This window comes from Acinetobacter sp. 40AMC3-4 (assembly GCF_049898185.1).
Classification (GTDB): Bacteria; Pseudomonadota; Gammaproteobacteria; order Pseudomonadales; family Moraxellaceae; genus Acinetobacter.
Genome location: NZ_JAFCXG010000005.1, coordinates 119,427 through 134,898, shown reverse-complemented (window position 1 = coordinate 134,898; position 15,472 = coordinate 119,427). Strand labels below are relative to the sequence as shown.

Annotated in this window: 16 protein-coding genes; 6 read left to right on the top strand and 10 right to left on the bottom strand. The window is 43.0% G+C overall.

Features of this window, described 5'->3' with window-relative positions:
• Positions 1–41 precede the first annotated feature (41 nt).
• The 5 genes from ACP7BU_RS08165 to ACP7BU_RS08145 all read right to left on the bottom strand — a co-directional run bounded on the left by ACP7BU_RS08165 (position 42) and on the right by ACP7BU_RS08145 (position 3,442).
• On the bottom strand, positions 42–218 hold the full coding sequence (locus ACP7BU_RS08165; RefSeq protein WP_155237102.1) for a hypothetical protein: 177 nt from the start codon (positions 216–218) through the stop codon (positions 42–44).
• 101 nt (positions 219–319) lie between these two features.
• Positions 320–712, bottom strand: a complete 393-nt coding sequence (locus ACP7BU_RS08160) for a hypothetical protein (protein WP_425879674.1) — start codon at positions 710–712, stop codon at positions 320–322.
• A gap of 221 nt (positions 713–933) precedes the next feature.
• On the bottom strand, positions 934–1,308 hold the full coding sequence (locus ACP7BU_RS08155; RefSeq protein WP_425879672.1) for an endonuclease domain-containing protein: 375 nt from the start codon (positions 1,306–1,308) through the stop codon (positions 934–936).
• A gap of 260 nt (positions 1,309–1,568) precedes the next feature.
• Positions 1,569–2,612, bottom strand: coding sequence for a hypothetical protein (locus tag ACP7BU_RS08150; protein WP_004646241.1), 1,044 nt, complete (start codon positions 2,610–2,612; stop codon positions 1,569–1,571).
• Between the two features lie 143 nt (positions 2,613–2,755).
• Entirely contained in the window at positions 2,756–3,442 is a 687-nt protein-coding gene (locus ACP7BU_RS08145) for a carbonic anhydrase (RefSeq protein ID WP_425879784.1), read from the bottom strand.
• Between the two features lie 483 nt (positions 3,443–3,925).
• Between ACP7BU_RS08145 and ACP7BU_RS08140 the strand changes: the two genes are divergently transcribed.
• On the top strand, positions 3,926–4,603 hold the full coding sequence (locus ACP7BU_RS08140; RefSeq protein ID WP_004279384.1) for a DUF421 domain-containing protein: 678 nt from the start codon (positions 3,926–3,928) through the stop codon (positions 4,601–4,603).
• Here the strand turns inward: ACP7BU_RS08140 and ACP7BU_RS08135 are convergent.
• The 3 genes from ACP7BU_RS08135 to ACP7BU_RS08125 form a co-directional block, all read right to left on the bottom strand.
• Positions 4,600–5,301, bottom strand: coding sequence for an HAD family hydrolase (locus ACP7BU_RS08135; protein WP_425879669.1), 702 nt, complete (start codon positions 5,299–5,301; stop codon positions 4,600–4,602). The genes ACP7BU_RS08140 and ACP7BU_RS08135 overlap by 4 nt on opposite strands.
• Before the next feature lie 147 nt (positions 5,302–5,448).
• Entirely contained in the window at positions 5,449–6,597 is a 1,149-nt protein-coding gene (locus ACP7BU_RS08130; protein WP_312584714.1) for a porin, read from the bottom strand.
• Between the two features lie 136 nt (positions 6,598–6,733).
• Entirely contained in the window at positions 6,734–7,972 is a 1,239-nt protein-coding gene (locus ACP7BU_RS08125) for an MFS transporter (RefSeq protein WP_425879666.1), read from the bottom strand.
• A gap of 137 nt (positions 7,973–8,109) precedes the next feature.
• On the opposite strand from ACP7BU_RS08125, the gene ACP7BU_RS08120 reads away from it, so the two are divergent.
• The 5 genes from ACP7BU_RS08120 (at position 8,110) to putP (ending at position 12,867) form a co-directional block, all read left to right on the top strand.
• A complete protein-coding gene (locus ACP7BU_RS08120) occupies positions 8,110–8,739 on the top strand; it encodes a 1-acyl-sn-glycerol-3-phosphate acyltransferase (RefSeq protein ID WP_425879664.1) in 630 nt (209 codons plus the stop codon).
• Positions 8,740–8,802: 63 nt separating this feature from the next.
• On the top strand, positions 8,803–9,720 hold the full coding sequence (locus ACP7BU_RS08115) for a patatin-like phospholipase family protein (protein ID WP_425879662.1): 918 nt from the start codon (positions 8,803–8,805) through the stop codon (positions 9,718–9,720).
• Between the two features lie 102 nt (positions 9,721–9,822).
• A complete protein-coding gene (locus tag ACP7BU_RS08110; RefSeq protein ID WP_005104688.1) occupies positions 9,823–10,296 on the top strand; it encodes an NfeD family protein in 474 nt (157 codons plus the stop codon).
• A gap of 12 nt (positions 10,297–10,308) precedes the next feature.
• Complete coding sequence (locus ACP7BU_RS08105; RefSeq protein ID WP_004279377.1) at positions 10,309–11,163, top strand: SPFH domain-containing protein; 855 nt, start codon at positions 10,309–10,311, stop codon at positions 11,161–11,163.
• A 213-nt stretch (positions 11,164–11,376) separates the two neighbouring features.
• Positions 11,377–12,867: a sodium/proline symporter PutP gene (putP, locus tag ACP7BU_RS08100; protein ID WP_044111220.1), complete on the top strand. Its 1,491-nt coding sequence runs from the start codon at positions 11,377–11,379 to the stop codon at positions 12,865–12,867.
• A gap of 81 nt (positions 12,868–12,948) precedes the next feature.
• Here putP and ACP7BU_RS08095 read toward each other — a convergent pair whose 3' ends face one another.
• Both ACP7BU_RS08095 and prpF read right to left on the bottom strand, forming a co-directional pair.
• Positions 12,949–13,854 (bottom strand): polyprenyl synthetase family protein, encoded by a 906-nt coding sequence (locus ACP7BU_RS08095; protein WP_425879659.1) that lies wholly within the window; start codon positions 13,852–13,854, stop codon positions 12,949–12,951.
• A gap of 224 nt (positions 13,855–14,078) precedes the next feature.
• Positions 14,079–15,269 (bottom strand): 2-methylaconitate cis-trans isomerase PrpF, encoded by a 1,191-nt coding sequence (prpF, locus tag ACP7BU_RS08090; protein WP_425879657.1) that lies wholly within the window; start codon positions 15,267–15,269, stop codon positions 14,079–14,081.
• Positions 15,270–15,472: the final 203 nt, after the last annotated feature.

The window sequence follows — 15,472 nt, the reverse complement described above, 5'->3', positions numbered from 1 at the left end:
AGTTTGATTCAAAAAAATCCCCTCTTAGTGAGGGGATTTTTTTAATTCCAATATGTTTGGATAATTTCTTTTATCCAATTAAATAGCGGAACTATTAATATTACTAACACCTGCTGCCAATATCGCAAACTTTCTGGTTGCTCATTAATAATGATAATTGGCTGAGATTTAACAACCTTAGTTCTTTTTTTAGCTTTTGACTTTTTACGTCTAGCCATAAATTCTTTACCTTCTAAATAGAATTTTGGACTACACGTCTGAGTTTTTTAATGATATGCCCCAAACGTGTAAATAAATACAGTTTGGTCATAGGAGTTACTCAAGCAGAGATAGAAAGATTTTTTTGAATTGAAAAATTACGAGTGGTTATAAAAATAATTGGTAAAGCTACTAATAGAATAATTTTAAAGAATGTTTGTAAACTTACCGATTCATTACCCTTTAAGGATTTTGAAAAAAATTTAGAAACTTCTCTATTGATATAGTGATAAAGGAAAGTATCTAAATCAACGAGAATGCCTATTTTTGATAATAGATTGTGATACATCTTTTGGAAATGGGCAAATATAGTTCTTTCACGCTCAGTATTACCTAGACGTGATAAAACACCTGCTAATATATCTAATGCGAGTTTTAACTTACTATTTCTACTGGGCAACGAGGAACTACTATTACTACCATCCTCAAAATCATCCCAACTCAATATCGACATATTTATACCTTTTTATTCTAAGTTTTAATCATATAAATCCATTAAATGTAATGTCAAATTAAAAACACTATATATAGATAATTTAATAATTAAAAACACTATATATAGTAAAAGATCAATTACCCTCACCCCAGCCCTCTCCCCGAGGGAGAGGGAGTGTCATTGGATTTAATGCCTGCATGAATTTAGTAATGAATATTCCCTCTCCTTTTAGGAGAGGGTTAGGGAGAGGTCTGCTTTAATTCAGTACATACTTGCCATAAATGCTCTAAAATCACATCCGTCCTTCCTAAAACATCATGATTCCAATACCGTACAACAGTTAAACCCACAGCCTCTAAAAACTTGGTTCGTTCAACATCGTATTCAATCGCATCATCTGTTCCATGCTGACCGCCATCCAGCTCAATGACTAAACCAATTTCATGACAGTAAAAATCCAAAATGTATGGTGCAATCACGTGCTGACGACGGAATTTCAGATTCATAAAACGTTTGGCACGAAGCAGTTGCCACATCAAGTTTTCAGCATCGGTGGTGGTGTGGCGCATGGATTTGGCAAATTGTAATAGTTGGGGATCGAATTTTTTATTCATAGGCTTATGTTTTTATTATTTTCTTTAGATTATCAAATTTTATAACCTCTCCCTAGCCCTCTCCTAAAAGGAGAGGGAACGTTCATTATTAAATTAATTGATGGCATCTAATCAGTTACGACTCCCTCTCCCTCTGGGAGAGGTGAATCTTAAAATAGCTCTCACCCTTGCGCACTCAGAATATATTCTGAGGATGCTCATCTCCTAACAGGAGAGGGAATTTTCATTATTACATCTAGAGTTATTATACGAATAAGAGATTAAAGCATCCCATGCCTTAAAAACATCTCCAAGCCACTTACCTTTTTGATATACATCAGGCGTTCTTTTTCTACTTTAATCTGCTGTTTGATGGCTGAAGTATCTTCATCGATTTGCTTATACAGGTCAGCAATCTGAACTTTGCCTTTCGCCTTTTTTACTGCAATTCTGGTTTTTTGTGACCAGACTAATCTATGTATCAATACATCGATCTGATCTTGTAATTTCTGACTCTGTGCATCCAAAGCGAGTTGATAAAACTTGAGTTGCTCTGCACTTAAACCTTTTTGTGAAACATCCTGATCTTGTTCAATTTGTAGTTGCATTCTTAGTAACGTAAACAGGTCCTGCTCTGCATACGCCTCGTTGGCACGTTGCAATAATTCAGTTTTCTTGATTTTTTTGACATCATTCACTTCACGGTCAGGGTGAATGATGGCAGCAATTTTTAAATAAACGGTTTTCAATGACTGCTCTGCCATCGCTGCTGCCTGTTCCTGTTTTTCCTGCTGGCGTTTTAATCTGGCCTGCTCACGTGCCTGCTGAAAATGATCTGATTCCCATTCTTCAAATACTTCTACATCTGCAAGATCTGAGGGATGCTCATTCTTAAAAAATGTTTCCAGTTCATTTACTTTCTTTTGGCTTTTTCTGAATTGGGCATGTTCGGCACGTTGCTGATAGTAAGTGAAGATTTCATTCACTTTATGAGCTTGTTGCACCGACATTGCCTGAGAGTCTTTTAGATAATTTGCAAGGTATTGAATCTTTTCATCCAGCACCACCAGTTCTGCCTTGGAAAATGTGGTTTCCTGCAGGTGCTTCCAGAGCTGTTCCAGCTGCTTGAACAGTACGCCATGCAATTCATGGTAAACTGGCATGAAGGTTTTATGGGTATATTGCTGCAGATCTTCTTCAGCCTGTTGCCATTGGTGTAATTCCTGTTTCTGTTGCTCGATTTTATCAATCAGATGATCCAGCTTCTTCTGCTGTGGCGAAAGCGCTGTGAATGGCTGAATCATGGTTTTTAAGTCAAAGAGCATGGCAGGAGAAGGTCAAAGAAGAAATAATATCCATATTAAATCTTTCAGCTTTCGTCACAAAGTCCTTTTCAGTGTGCCCTTTCGAAATTTGTATCAGAATTAAAAAAAGCAGACCAAAGTCTGCTTTTTCGCTCTCATATTGATTATTCCAGCACTACACGGCCATTCAAGGACTGTACCGGACGGTTATTTGGATGCCCCATCAGTTTGGTAAATTCCGAAATCTGCTTGGCAGAAGCCTGCTGAATATCTTTCAGAATCAGCCAGCGTACGCCTTCCGAACACGGAGGTGTGGTCAGCGAGCCGCTAAAGCGATAATAATCCAGATTCTTAGGCAACATCTGATTCACCGCTTGTGGCGTTTTCAAAACCACTTTTTCACCCTGTTTTTTTGGTAGGCGACTCCACATGCGTTTGAGCATCTGACTTTCCTGTCCCTGTTCAAACATCATCCCCACCACAGCCAGCTCACCTTTGGCATTGGCATGGACAAAGTGGATTTCCAGTGGATAGCTTTTACCCTTGATCAGGTTTTCACTCGGGCTGTGCAAATGAAACTGCTTCAGTACAAAGGTATCGCCATCCAGCTGCAATTCACCACCTTGCGCAAAATCCACCTGAACGGTATGACCTTTATTTTCGATCGCATGAATCATGGTGTTATAGCTGAACTTGAGTGGTTCCAGTTCTGCTTTCACTGTTCGTTCAATATTGATTGGTGACTGGTTCAGACCATTACAGGCCGAATATTTCTGGCTCAAAGTCGACCATTGCTCAGGCTGAGTATAATCCCAATCCGCATCTGCCCAGACCGCTGTACTTAAACCCATAACCGTTAAAAGCGTGAATATTCTTTTCACAATACATCCCTTGTTGGAAGTCAAAATCACAATTTCTAATTTAAAAACAGTTTATTAAAGTAGTGTAATCACTCTATTTTTCAGGCCACAAACTACAGATTTTTATAAAGATGAAGTGATTTGCTTACAAATTTCTAAACACTCCTAATTATTCAAAACACATTATTCAGAATATATATTGATAAATTTCAAATGGATAATACTTTTATAGATTTAAAAATAGACAGTAGAGAATGTGATCTTCTTCAAATTTAATCTGCTGATTTTTTATGCATTATTTACATGAAATCTCTATCTTATTTTCAATAGATCAAATAGCTAGATTTTTAAGTTCAAGCTTCTTTTTTAAATAGAATCTACCTTTATTCATAAACTTACATAAACACAGCAGCAAATAAAATACTGATATTGCTAGACTCGAGCCAAAGAGCAAAATGAGGATAAAGAATTTAAATGGACTGGGCGACCATATTTATAAATGACACCACCTGGGAGTTTACCGCAGAAATTTTGCTGCGTTGTGCCCTGATGTACACGATGATTATCCTGTTTTTGCGTCTGACCGGAAAACGTGGGGTACGTCAACTTTCTATCTTCGAAGTCGCTATCATTTTGAGCTTGGGTTCGATTGCCGGCGACCCGATGTTTACTGAAGATATTCCCCTGATTCAGGCAGTTCTGGTGATGTCGGTGATTATTATCATGTACCGCCTGACCACCTGGCTCATGATGAAATATCAGTGGTTTGAAGACCTACTGGAAGGTAAACCGATTTATATCGTAGAAGATGGCGTGCTGGTCGTTGAAGAAATTAAAAAAGGTAAGATGTCACATGATGAATTCTTTGCCGAAATGCGCCAGCAAGGCGTAGAGCATCTGGGTCAGGTACGCACCGGTTTACTGGAAACTGACGGTAAGTTCAGTATCCTGTTCTTCAAATCGGATGAGGTTCGGCCTGGGCTGCCACTTTTCCCTAAAACCTGTTCTATAGTCCAACAGGTCAAGGCTGGGCAATTATATGCCTGCATTTACTGTGGACAGGTACAAACCCTTTCGCATGCCAACCAGCAATGTCCGCGCTGTGATTCTTCGCAATGGGCCGAAACGATTGACTGTTTAAGAATAACTTAAGCCTGATTCAGTAACTGCAAATGCGCAAAAATTTCCGGCAGTTGCTGAATTTTATATTGGATATGTTCAGCATCTGTATGAAAGCCTTGCATCCATAATGCATGCATTCCGGCCTCTGTAGCTCCTTGTACATCATTAATTGGATGGTCGCCAATATACAGGCACTGTGCAGGCTGCACACCTAGACGCTCTGCAGTGATCTGGAATATTTCTGGCTGTGGTTTGTTAAAGCCTACTAGTCCCGAACTGATGATCTCATCAAAATAAGGTTCAATACCCAAACCCCGAATCGTATTTAAACGGGTGTCATGTCCGCCATTGGATACAATTGCCAGTTGATAGCCTTGGGATTTTAACTGCTCTAGCACCTGCTTGGCATCGGGCATTTCTACGGCGAAACGGCCAAACTGGCTGAACCAGAATTGGGCCAGTTCATCTATGCTGGGAGGATTTAACCAGGATAGCTCCTGCAATAAGGCATAAGCAGCCGAAGCCCCGATACTGCCATGTGTCAACAATTCCTTTTTCGGATAACCGCCATTATCAATGCGCCTTACAATCTCGATAATTTTGTCAGACTCGACCTGTTTCAATGCTGGCGCATAATATTCTGCCAGATAACGGCTATAGGCTTGTGTCGTCAGATCACGATGGGTCAAGGTATTGTCGAGGTCAAATAAAACAGCTTGAATAGGCATAATTTTTAAAACGAAGTGCTGAAACTTTCAATCATGTTAACAGTCCAAAACTTGTTAGATCAGACATAAAATTGCTAAGTTTTGTTGTTTTAAGCATAAAAAAAGCGATGCTAAAGCATCGCCTTTTCTTAGAGTACAAAATCTAAATTAGAATTTGTATTCAACACCTGTACCTACGACTGGCTGATCCGTTTCATTTGAACCTTGTTCTAACATTAGGTAGCCCGCATAACCATATGCTTTCACCTGCTTGCTGAATGCATAGTCTGCACCAACTAGAATTTGTTGAGCTTCATAATCAGCTTTGGCAGTAGTAAATTCAGTTGTGCTTTGACTATATTGACCTTTTACTGTCCATGCTTTTGCTGTTGGCAAATTGTATTCAGCTCCAATTAACCAAGCTTGTTGATCATCAATAGCTCTGATTGATTCAAGCCAAGTTACTGAAGTGTCATTGTCAGCATTTGCTGTCTCTTCGACTTCTGAAACTTGATAAAGTGCCTTAAGTGCTAAACCATTATCTAAATTTACTCGGCCAATCGCACGGATCGTATTTGCAGCAGCAAATACACTACCTGCGGCTCCACCTGTTACTTCTGGAGCAGATGCATTCAAAATACCGCGACCAGCAAAATTTGATGGAATTGCTTTATCGTAACCAAGACCTAAAACAACTGCTTTGCTGTCATATACTACAGATGCTGACCATGCATCACCCAAGCCACGACCTGCAACTTTAGAACCGCCTTTAGACGAGCTAATACCACCAGCTTCACCCGTAGCTAATAGTGCAGTTGCTTTTAGTTTACCTTCACCGACTGCAAAGCCAGGAGCTTCATAGACGACAACATTATCGATACGGTTTTCACCGGTAAAGATACCTGCCATATCCGCTTTATTTGCAACATAGTTATTGAAAGTATCAACTACTGAAGAAAGCTGTTTTACAGGCGTATCGATTTTACCTAGTTTTACTGTACCTAACTTTTCATCTTTAAGACCGACTAAAAGATTACGCGGTACAAATGTATCTGTACTTCCACCATTGTCTACATAGAAGGTAAATTCAGCTTGATAAAGCCCACTTAAACGGTCAGTAAGTTTCTCCTCACCTTTTAAACCCAAGAATGAATTATTAGTATTCAGTTCAATAACATCGCGATCAGACACAGGTGAAGCATTGTCTTCAGGTAAATAATCAACTGTGGCATCAATCTCACCATAAAAAGTTGGTGCTGCAAAAGTTGTCCCCGCCAAAAGGCTGAATGCAATTGCTGTCGCTAACTTAGTTTTCATCAAAAAAATCCTTAATTTATTTTGTAACAAATAATACACACGGCGCTTATATTACAAAATTATTAAATTAATATTTATATATTCTATTTAGTACTTTAGGCTAACATTTAACCAAACAGTTGATTATTTAGAAATTTTATACTTTTTCTGCAACTTTCATCCATCGGAAAATTGGAATTAGACTGAAAATTGCCACGATCACGATCAGATTCAGATAATTTTGATAGCCTAAAGCATCTCCAAAAATGCCACTCAGGCTATAAAGTCCCCCACTCACCGTGGCCATCAGAGCAACCTGAAAGGTAAAATCTGTCCCTGCCAGATGCTTACGGCTGTATTGCATGACCAAGGTCAACATGACCACCAAAAGCATGGCTGAGACCATGTCTTCGGCCGCATTGATCAGATAAATGATCCAATTTTCTACTTTGTTTTGAGCTTCATACTGGGCAGCCAGCCAGGCGTAGCCCATTAAGCTTAATATTTTTAGAATTGAGAAAACGATCAAACTCGAGCTGCGAGACCAGTACTTCAGACACCAGCCCGCCAGTCCTGCTCCAATCAAGGCAGCCAAGGCTCCCAGCATGGTGATATAAAGGCCAATCTGGCTAAAGCTCAGTCCGAGATCTACCATTAAAGGTTTTAATAAAGGCCCGGATAAACCATCGGCGATTTTAAAGGTCAATAAAACCAGTAACCAGACAGCCAAGGTTGAATCCGACCAGAAGTATTGAAAATAGGTTTTTATATTGCTGAATGCAGGTCCTTTATCAGCTGGCGTGATAATTTTTGAATGCTGAGGTTCTCTAAAAAATAAAATGGGTAAAGTATTAAGAAAAACCAGCGCAGCCAGCAACAGAAAGGTACTTTGCCATTGCAGCAGATCCAGCAACCATAATATTGCCCCACCTCCGACAATAAATCCCAATCGTGAACCGATGACCTGAAAGGTATTGCCCCAATGCTGTTGCTCATGATTCAGAATGTTAACCGCCAATGCATCGGTGGCAATATCCTGCGTCGCACCAATACCATTCATCAACAAAAGTATGATAAAAAACAGCAGTAAATACAGCGGCTGATTCAAAGCCTGAATGGGTAGAAAAGAAAGTCCAATCAAGACAGCAACTGACAGCCATTGCAAGGGAATAATCCAGCTACGGTAATGACCTTGGGATTTCTTCCCATAACGATCGACCCAAGGTGCCCAGAATATTTTAATCGACCAAGGCAGCATTAACAGGCCAAAGCCTCCGATATGCGCCAGCGATACCCCTTCAGCTCGCAGAATGACCGGCAAGGCATGCGTCATAAATCCGACCGGAAGCCCCTGTGCCCAATATAGGGAAAACAGTAAAATATAGGTATTCCGCATATTTAGGCTAAGTCCTTAAGGTGAAAATGCATCACCAGCATTTAAGATGCTATACATTTTGCCAATGATCCGGATTTTACAACAGTCTAATATAATAAAAAATAAAGAAAAATTAGTTTCAGGAAGGGACAAAAGCAATGGCCCAAATACGTTTCCCCCAACTCCCGCAGCATGTGCCAGCCCGCGGCAGCAAGCTAAGCCGGACTTTTTTCAGGCAGCTTTTTTTGGCCCAAGGCTGGCGTCTAGAAGGCGAATTTCCAGACTTACCTAAAGCAGTCACGATTATTTCACCGCACACCTCCAATATTGATGCCTGGCTCGGTTTTAACGCCCTACTTGGTCTTGGTATTCAGATTACGATTTTTGGTAAAGACAGCCTGTTTCGTACACCGCTAAAATCGGTTCTGGAATGGATTGGTGTGGTTCCGGTGGTACGTGATAGTCCACAAGGACATACCCGACAGATTGTAGACATCATTGAAAAATCAGAACAGATCTGGGTCGGTATGGCACCGGAAGGTTCACGTAAGGCACCGGATAAAATTCGCAGCGGTTTTTATCATATTGCCAAGGCAGCCCATTTGCCGATTGTGATGTTTTCCTTTGATTATGATATCAAGACCATTCATATCCTGGGCGTATACCATCTGACCGGTGATTATGAATACGACCTGGAACAGATTTATCAGCATTATCAAGGTAAATTCTCGGCCAAAAATCTGGACTGGGTGGCCAAGCCGTTACAAAAGCTTTTGAAAAAAGACTAGGCAAATACGCCTTTTTTTGATGTGATAGCCTGAATTTTGTTGATTTAATCACCAGTTTTTATAATGAAATTAGCTCGTTATGCCTTAATTGGCTGCCTTGGTTTCAGTCTTGCAGCCTGTGACAAAGCCACTAAAACACCTACGCCTGCCACGCCATTAAAAGCCCGTGAACCTGTCGTCGCCATTGCCCTCGGTGGCGGCGGTGCCAAAGGTTTTGCCCATATTGGCGTCATTAAAGTGCTCGAATCACACGGCATCAAACCGAAAATCGTCACCGGTACCAGTGCCGGTAGTTTTGTCGGTAGCCTGTATGCCAGTGGCAAATCGCCTTATCAGTTACAGCAGATTGCCCTGAATTTTAAAGAATCTGATATCCGCGATTTAACCTTGAACCGGCAAGGGATTATTGCCGGACAAAAATTGCAGGATTTCGTCAACAAGAATGTAGCGAACAAACCGATTGAGCAGTTCCCGATTCGTTTTGCGGCAGTCGCCACTCGTCTGGACAATGGCCGCAAAGCAGATTTTATTAAAGGCAATGCCGGACAGGCGGTCCGAGCCTCCTGTAGTATTCCGAATGTATTTGTACCGGCCGTGATTAGCGGTACCAAATATGTTGACGGCGGACTGGTCAGTCCGATTCCGGTCAAGACGGCCAAAGATATGGGAGCAGACATTGTGATTGCTGTGGATATTTCTGCCCGTCCGGATGGTAATAAAGCCTTGAATATGTGGGGCGTACTGGATCAGACCCTAAATATTATGGGACAGCAAAGTATTAATGAAGAGCTGAGTCAGGCCACTGTGGTGATCCAGCCTAAAGTCGGCCATATCGGCACTTTAGACCTGAAAGCCAGCAATGCCACCATTCTGGAAGGTGAAAAGGCTGCTCAGCTGAAAATCCGTACTATTGAAAAAGCCATTAGCAACTTTAAGCAGTCGCCAGCGGCATTTAAACCGCCACGTCCGGCAAAATTTTGATGCATGAATTTTTTATATTCATCTGCGGCCGCATCTGCTACATTGAAGATCAATCATATAAAGATGATGATTAATTAAATACTTAGCGATATAGGTCACGATATGGAATTAGTTCTTGAACCTTGGCACTGGTTTGTATTAGGCATTCTTCTGATTCTGTCTGAATTACTGCTGCCCGCATTTGCTGCCCTGTGGTTCGGGATCGGTGCCATCATGGTTGGCGTCCTGTACTGGATGTTCCCGATGATGGGACTAACGACCCAGCTCCTGACCTGGATCGTACTTTCTGTTCTGTGTACGCTGCTCTGGTTTAAGTTTATCAAGCCACTTTCCATTGACAAGACCAAAGCCGGTCTATCGCGTGAAGCGACCATTGGTCAGGTGGGCATGGTGATTCAGACTAATCTGGATCATGGGCAAATCCGGGTGCGCTTTCCGATGCCAGTTTTAGGTTCGGATGAATGGGAATGCCGAACTCTGGACCCAGTTCAGGTCGGAGACCGCGTTCGCGTCGTGGATATTCTGGGTAATGACCTGGTCGTACAACCTCACAGCACGAATTATCAAAATCAATAAGGTGAATAAGCTATGTCTGGTGGTTCTATCATTGTTATCGCGTTTCTGGCCTTTGTTGCGATTACCATATTTAAAGGTGTGCGGATTGTGCCGCAAGGCTACAAATGGATTGTACAGCGTCTGGGGAAATACCACACCACGCTAAATCCGGGTCTGAATTTTGTCATTCCTTATGTCGATGAAGTCGCTTATAAAGTCACAACCAAAGATATCGTTCTGGATATTCCTTCACAGGAAGTGATTACCCGTGATAACGCGGTCCTGCTGATGAATGCCGTGGCTTATATTAATCTGACCACACCAGAAAAAGCCGTGTACGGGATTGAAAACTATTCCTGGGCGATTCAGAACCTGGTACAAACCTCATTGCGTTCGATTGTCGGTGAAATGGATCTGGATGATGCGCTATCTTCACGTGACCATATCAAGGCACGCTTAAAATCCAGTATTTCAGATGATATCTCGGACTGGGGTATTACCTTAAAAACTGTTGAAATTCAGGATATTAAGCCATCTATCACCATGCAAACAGCGATGGAAGAACAGGCCGCTGCTGAACGTCAGCGTCGTGCGACTGTGACTAAAGCTGACGGTGAAAAACAGGCCGCGATTCTGGAAGCGGATGGCCGTCTCGAAGCGTCACGCCGTGATGCCGAAGCACAAGTGGTATTGGCGGAGTCTTCACAACGTGCAATTGACATGGTGACGTCTGCCATTGGTGATAATGAAATTCCAGTCGCCTATTTACTGGGTGAACAGTATATTAAAGCCATGCAGGATATGGCCAAGTCGCCAAATGCCAAGACCGTGGTACTGCCTGCTGATGTGCTGAATACCATTCGTGGTGTCATGGGTCGCCCTAACTAATTTATCTTTTGACTTTATATATAGGCAGCCCGAGGGTTGCCTATTTTTATTGGCACAAGAAAATCTCAGCAAAAAATGTGAATTTATGGTTAAATTTCGCGTTTATTTTTGAAATCTACTGGATTTGATATTGCCTGGCTTTCGGATTAAAGCTTTTCGCAGCTATCTTATTCCTTGTTTCGATCTACTGTCCAACTTAAAAATGGATACCGTATGAGCTCCCTAAATCCAACCTTAATTACTTTTCTTTTCTATATTGTCGCAATGGTGGTGATTGGCCTGATGGCTTATCGCGCGACAAGCAACTTTTCCGATTACATCTTAGGGGGCCGACGTTTAGGGAGTTTCGTAACTGCACTTTCTGCAGGGGCTTCCGACATGAGTGGCTGGCTCCTGATGGGCCTGCCCGGTGCGATTTATCTTTCCGGTCTGTCTGAAATGTGGATTGCCATCGGTCTGATTATTGGTGCCTGGCTCAACTGGCTACTGGTCGCTGGCCGTTTACGCGTACATACCGAAGTCCAGCACAATGCCCTGACCCTGCCGGATTATTTCTCGAATCGTTTTAACGACCAGAAGAAAATCCTGCGTATTGTTTCGGCTTTCGTGATTCTGATTTTCTTTGCGATTTACTGTGCTTCCGGCATGGTCGCAGGTGCACGCCTGTTTGAAAGCATGTTCGACATGTCTTACAGTACCGCACTCTGGATCAGTGCCATTGCCACCATCAGCTATGTATTTATTGGAGGCTTCCTGGCAGTCAGCTGGACCGATACGATTCAGGCGGGTCTGATGATCTTTGCCCTGTTGCTGACACCAATCGTGACGTTGATGGCATTTTCAGATATGTCTCAGGTAACTTTGGCACTGGAAGCTGCTCGTCCTCAAGCAATGAATATTCTGGGTGATCTGAGCTTTGTTGCGATTATTTCTCTGCTCGCCTGGGGTCTGGGTTACTTTGGCCAGCCGCATATTTTGGTGCGCTTCATGGCAGCCGATTCGGTCAAGTCGATTCCAAATGCACGCCGTATTGGCATGACCTGGATGATTCTATGTCTGGGCGGTGCAGTCGCAGCCGGCTTCTTTGGGATCGCCTATTTCCAGCAGCATCCGGAACTGGCCGCTGCAGTGAATGCCAATCCTGAAACGGTATTTATGGAACTGACCAAAATCCTGTTTAATCCATGGATTGCCGGTGTGGTGCTTGCTGCCATTCTTGCCGCAGTAATGAGTACTTTAAGCTGTCAGCTATTGGTCTGCTCAAGTACTCTAACGGAAGACTTCTATAAATCTTTCCTGCGTAAAAATGCCTCACAAAAAGAACTGGTCTGGGTTGGCCGTTTGATGGTGCTACTGATTGCCTTGCTGGCGATCTGGATGGCGGGTAATCCTGAATCTAAAGTTCTGGGTCTAGTGGCCTATGCCTGGGCAGGTTTTGGTGCCGCCTTTGGTCCGCTGATTATCCTGTCATTGTTCTGGAAACGCATGACCTTGAATGGTGCTTTGGCCGGTATGATCGTGGGTGCAGTCGTAGTTATTTTCTGGAAGAACCTGTTTGCTGACACTGGCCTGTATGAAATCGTTCCTGGTTTTATCTGTTCAATGCTGGCGATTGTGGTGGTGAGCCTGATGGGTAAAGCACCAACAGCAGAAATTACCGACCGCTTTGAAGAAGCTGAACGCCTGTACAACGAAAGCAAATAATTGTGTAGCAACTAAAAAAGAGGACTTCAAGTCCTCTTTTTTATGGAATGCTCTTATAACTGAGAAGAAAAAATGTTCCAATCAGCTTTTGCGCGTGAGCAGGAACTGGGTAATTTGCCTCAACTCTTCCGCCCCTTCAAAATGGTTCAAGGCATTGATCGCCTGATCATGTAATTGCTCGGCATAGGCTTTGGCCTGCTCTAGCCCCATCAATGCCGGATAGGTCGATTTCTCTACCTGTTCATCCTTGCCGGCTGTTTTCCCCAAGACTTCGGTATCGGAAATAATATCCAGAATATCGTCCTGTACCTGGAAGGCCAGACCAATCGCCTGTCCAAATTCACGTAATTTAGGAATGGCCAGATCGGTGCCTTCAAAGATTGTCACCGCCGCCATCATGATCGCAGCGCTAATCAAAGCACCGGTTTTATTGCGATGAATATTTTCCAGTGCTTGCTGATCGATTTTTTTGCCTTCAGACTGCAAATCTAAAACTTGGCCATTCACCATTTTCGAAGAAGCGGTTGCCAGAATCTGCATCTGCTTCAGTACAATGGAAGCTTCTACCGCTGGCCCCTGATCAAACAGACGGCTACCCAAAATTTCAAAAGCCATAGACTGCAGGATATCACCTGCCAAAAGTGCGGTATCTTCCCCATAAGCCACATGACAGGTCGGCTGGCCACGGCGCAGCAAATCATTATCCATACATGGCAGATCATCATGAGCCAGTGAATAGCAGTGAATAAACTCGATCGCAACCGCTGCACGGCGCACTGCGGCACTATTCTGGTTAGGCTTTAATGCAGCGGTGGCATAGCATAGCGCTGGACGTACCCGCTTGCCACCCAGCATCACAACATGATGAACTGCCGACCTTAAAGGTTCCGGAATAGCAAAGGCTTCCAGAGCGGTCAATAAATCCTGTTGAATGCGGTGTTGTGCTTGAGTGAGTGCATGGGTTGATACGTCAGTGATAGATGACACATTCGCCTCGAATACGTAGTCCAGAAGAATAAAATGACAAGCGAATAAATGCCTGTACGCTGATCAGGCATTGTACCTAGAAATGCCTTGAATTTTCAGCCATAAATTGAATTGTTCTACTGAAATTTGCTATTCAACATCAAATAAGCACGTCAGAGATTTTAAACCATAAAAAACCACCGCAGAATCGGTGGTTTTATTCAGGCTAAATGTATGCACGGCATTTAAGCGAGAACATCTTCTGGTACGCGCACCCAGCCTTCCATCAAGACGCGGGCACTCCGGCTCATGATGGCCTTTTTCACTTTCCACTCACCATTTTCAAAACTTGCTTGTGCACCCACTCTCAAAGTCCCGGAAGGATGACCGAAACGCACCGCTTCACGCTCTACCCCACCTGCGACCCGGTTCACCAATGTTCCGGAAATGGCAGCTGCTGTACCAATAGCCACCGCAGCCGTGCCCATCATGGCATGATGGAGTTTACCCATAGACAAGGCCCGAACCAGAATATCGGTATCCGATTCAGTGACGGTCTTGCCACTTGAAGAGGTATAGCTACTCGGTGGTGCAACAAAGGCAATTTTTGGAGTGTGTTGTCGGGTTACGGCTTCGGCAATATCCTGAATCAGTCCCATCTGCTTCGCAGCATAGGCACGAATCGTTTCAAATTTTGTCAGGGCTGCCACGTCATTATTGATATGATCCTGAAGCTCTGTGCCCTTATAGCCGAGATCTCCAGCATTCAAAAAGACGGTTGGAATGCCGGCATTAATCATGGTCACTTCAAAGTTGCCAATATTTGGCACTTCCAAAGTATCGACCAGATTACCTGTCGGAAACATCGAACCACCTTCAGCATCATCATCAGCTGGATCCAGAAACTCGATCTGCACTTCCGCCGCAGGAAAGGTTACGCCATCCAGTTCAAAATCACCCAGCTCCTGCACTTGACCATCTTGCATCGGCACATGTGCAATAATGGTTTTCTGAATATTGGCCTGCCAGATGCGTACTGTGCACAACCCATTTTCAGGAATACGTTCGGCATCAACCAGACCATTGGAAATGGCAAATGCACCTACTGCCGCGGTCAGATTGCCACAGTTGCCACTCCAGTCCACAAAAGGACGATCAATTGACACCTGACCAAATAAATAATCGACATCATGATCAGCGTGCAGGCTTTTTGACAGAATGACCGTTTTACTAGTACTGGAACTGGCACCACCCATACCATCAATCTGCTTCCCATAAGGGTCTGGACTACCAATCACGCGCAGCAAAAGCTGATCACGAATCCGGCCCGGCTGTTGTGCTGCTATAGGCAGGTCATCCAGCTTAAAGAAAACACCTTTACTGGTGCCTCCACGCATATAGGTGGCAGGAATCTTGATTTGGGCGGCAAAACTCATGAATTATTTCATCCTTTGACTTGTCTTTGTTTTCGTACGGGTTATTCAATATTTATATTCAAAGTATAGTATGTTGAAAGCAGAACTGCTTGACTGCCAGACCTTAGTATAAAAAAACGGCATTTGTGTTTTATCCAAGAAAAAAGAGAACTCGTCAGTTACACTTTAAATAAAATTAATATATTGATTCATTTATATTTTAT

Coding starts and splice junctions, on each gene's coding strand:
- ACP7BU_RS08145 (WP_425879784.1), bottom strand. CDS start 3,442: ATGGGTTTAAGTACAGCGGTCTGGGCAGATGCGGATTGGGATTATACT.
- ACP7BU_RS08160 (WP_425879674.1), bottom strand. CDS start 712: ATGTCGATATTGAGTTGGGATGATTTTGAGGATGGTAGTAATAGTAGT.
- ACP7BU_RS08135 (WP_425879669.1), bottom strand. CDS start 5,301: ATGCCTATTCAAGCTGTTTTATTTGACCTCGACAATACCTTGACCCAT.
- ACP7BU_RS08105 (WP_004279377.1), top strand. CDS start 10,309: ATGTCTGGTGGTTCTATCATTGTTATCGCGTTTCTGGCCTTTGTTGCG.
- ACP7BU_RS08120 (WP_425879664.1), top strand. CDS start 8,110: ATGGCCCAAATACGTTTCCCCCAACTCCCGCAGCATGTGCCAGCCCGC.
- putP (WP_044111220.1), top strand. CDS start 11,377: ATGAGCTCCCTAAATCCAACCTTAATTACTTTTCTTTTCTATATTGTC.
- ACP7BU_RS08115 (WP_425879662.1), top strand. CDS start 8,803: ATGAAATTAGCTCGTTATGCCTTAATTGGCTGCCTTGGTTTCAGTCTT.
- ACP7BU_RS08125 (WP_425879666.1), bottom strand. CDS start 7,972: ATGCGGAATACCTATATTTTACTGTTTTCCCTATATTGGGCACAGGGG.
- ACP7BU_RS08165 (WP_155237102.1), bottom strand. CDS start 218: ATGGCTAGACGTAAAAAGTCAAAAGCTAAAAAAAGAACTAAGGTTGTT.
- ACP7BU_RS08155 (WP_425879672.1), bottom strand. CDS start 1,308: ATGAATAAAAAATTCGATCCCCAACTATTACAATTTGCCAAATCCATG.
- ACP7BU_RS08110 (WP_005104688.1), top strand. CDS start 9,823: ATGGAATTAGTTCTTGAACCTTGGCACTGGTTTGTATTAGGCATTCTT.
- ACP7BU_RS08150 (WP_004646241.1), bottom strand. CDS start 2,612: ATGCTCTTTGACTTAAAAACCATGATTCAGCCATTCACAGCGCTTTCG.
- prpF (WP_425879657.1), bottom strand. CDS start 15,269: ATGAGTTTTGCCGCCCAAATCAAGATTCCTGCCACCTATATGCGTGGA.
- ACP7BU_RS08130 (WP_312584714.1), bottom strand. CDS start 6,597: ATGAAAACTAAGTTAGCGACAGCAATTGCATTCAGCCTTTTGGCGGGG.
- ACP7BU_RS08140 (WP_004279384.1), top strand. CDS start 3,926: ATGGACTGGGCGACCATATTTATAAATGACACCACCTGGGAGTTTACC.